This window comes from Salinivibrio socompensis S35, from assembly GCF_000513715.1.
Lineage (GTDB): Bacteria > Pseudomonadota > Gammaproteobacteria > Enterobacterales > Vibrionaceae > Salinivibrio > Salinivibrio socompensis.
In genome coordinates this window covers 1-2108 of sequence record NZ_AQOD01000202.1, presented here as the reverse complement: position 1 = coordinate 2108, position 2108 = coordinate 1, and the positions used below count along the sequence as shown (strand labels likewise).

The window sequence follows — 2108 nt, the reverse complement described above, 5'->3', positions numbered from 1 at the left end:
AAATTTTATGACGTGGTGATCGTCGATACCGGCGGGCCGCTTGCATGTCGATGACGCGATGAATGGGCGAAATCAAAGACGTTCATCGCGCGATTAACCCAGTGGAAACCCTGTTTGTGGTCGATGCCATGACCGGGCAAGATGCGGCGAACACCGCTAAAGCCTTCAATGACGCATTGGCACTGACGGGGGTAGTCCTGACCAAGGTCGATGGTGATGCTCGCGGTGGTGCGGCGCTGTCGGTTCGTCATATCACCGGCAAGCCGATTAAGTTTTTGGGTGTGGGTGAAAAAACCGATGCGCTTGAACCCTTCCATCCTGACCGGGTGGCATCCCGTATCTTGGGGATGGGCGATGTGCTGTCGCTTATCGAAGATCTCGAGCGAAACGTCGACCAAGACAAAGCTGAGAAAATGGCCAAAAAGTTTAAGCAGAAGAAAGGCTTTGACTTGGCAGATTTCCGCGACCAGCTTGAACAGATGAAAGGCATGGGCGGCATGATGGGAATGATGGATAAGCTACCTGGCATGTCCAATGTCCCTGATAACGTAAAAGACAACGTTGATGATAAGATGTTCTTACAGATGGAAGCGATCATCAATTCGATGACACCACGTGAGCGTCAGCGCCCAGAAATCATCAAGGGCTCTCGTAAAAAACGGATCGCCGCAGGGTCAGGTACCCAGGTGCAAGATGTGAACCGTTTGCTCAAGCAGTTTACCCAAATGCAAAAGATGATGAAAAAAATGCAAAAAGGTGGCATGCGCAACATGATGCGGCAAATGAAGGGCATGATGCCACCGGGTGGTGGACCAGGCGGCCCTGGCGGATTCATGGGCTAACCAGTACCGATGTTTTGCCTGTCAGCCCCCGTGCTAGCAGGCATAATAACTCGCTGTGAGGCTGGGGACAGCTGGTGGAAATTTGACTAAACCAGTTGCATTCACAGCAATAAAGAGTAAAATTCCCGAGCTTTATTTTGGCACGAGGCCCCGCATTGCTCACGCGAAACGGGGCCAATTTTATTAAGTAATGCAAATGAGGACGATATGGTAACCATTCGTTTGGCACGTCATGGCGCGAAAAAACGCCCATTTTATCAAATCGTTGTAGCTGACAGCCGCCAGGCGCGCGACGGTCGCTTCATCGAAAAAATCGGTTTCTTCAACCCTGTCGCTCAAGGCCAGGAAGAGAAACTACGCCTTGACCTGGATCGCGTAAACCACTGGGTTAGCGAAGGCGCAACGGTTTCTGACCGTGTTGCTAAGCTAGTTAAAGACGCAGCGCAAGCGGCGTAATTGATCAGTGTCAGGGTTAAAAGAAGAAATGAGTGAGCAAGAGACTATCGTCGTTGGCAAGCTAGGCTCGTCGTACGGCATTCGAGGCTGGCTCAAGATTTTTTCTTACACTGAAGAAGCTGACAGCATTTTTGCTTACTCACCATGGTTTATCCAGGTGCGTGGGCAGTGGCAACGTTTCGAGTTGGAAGACTGGAAGCGCCACAATAAAGGGTATGTTGCCAAGCTCAAAGGGCTGGATCAGCGCGAAGATGCGCAGATGCTGACCAATGCTGAGATTGCAGTCAGCGCACAAGCGCTTCCTGCTTTATCAGATGAAGAGTTTTATTGGCGTGAGCTGTTTGGCATGGACGTGGTGAATGCAAAAGGCTATCACCTCGGCACTGTGACTGACATGCTGGAAACGGGCTCAAACGACGTACTCGTCGTCAAAGCCAACCTGAAAGATGCTTTTGGCAAAAAGGAACGCTTAATTCCGTTCCTTGAAGAGCAGGTCATCAAGTCGATTGATCGCACTGCTCAACGGATCGAAGTTGACTGGGATCCTGGTTTTTAAACTCCAACAGTAAGCGAGCGGAAATATGTGGGTTGGCATTATCAGCCTGTTTCCAGAAATGTTCCGAGCGGTCACTGATTTTGGAGTCACGGGCCAAGCGGTAAAAAAAGGGTTATTGAACGTCGAGACGTGGAATCCTCGTGACTTCACGCAAGACAAACATCGGACGGTTGATGATCGAATACGTGCGGCCTCGGTGCGACCATGGCCTTCATGATGGTGAGCGCCTTTGCGCGATGCGATTCATGCAGCTA

At 50.7% G+C, this 2108-nt stretch carries 2 protein-coding genes and 2 pseudogenes; all 4 read left to right on the top strand.

Going from position 1 to position 2108, the window contains the following annotated elements; genetic code table 11:
* Positions 1-842, top strand: a pseudogene (locus DZ54_RS22875) (signal recognition particle protein); the annotation flags it as partial.
* Positions 843-1049: 207 nt separating this feature from the next.
* Positions 1050-1298 carry a 30S ribosomal protein S16 gene (gene rpsP, locus DZ54_RS0116775; RefSeq protein ID WP_021022062.1) on the top strand — a complete coding sequence of 83 codons (249 nt, stop codon included), beginning with the start codon at positions 1050-1052 and terminating at the stop codon, positions 1296-1298.
* A 28-nt stretch (positions 1299-1326) separates the two neighbouring features.
* Positions 1327-1854: a ribosome maturation factor RimM gene (rimM, locus tag DZ54_RS0116770; RefSeq protein WP_025675349.1), complete on the top strand. Its 528-nt coding sequence runs from the start codon at positions 1327-1329 to the stop codon at positions 1852-1854.
* A 25-nt stretch (positions 1855-1879) separates the two neighbouring features.
* Positions 1880-2108 (top strand): annotated as a pseudogene (locus DZ54_RS0116765) (tRNA (guanosine(37)-N1)-methyltransferase TrmD); the annotation flags it as partial.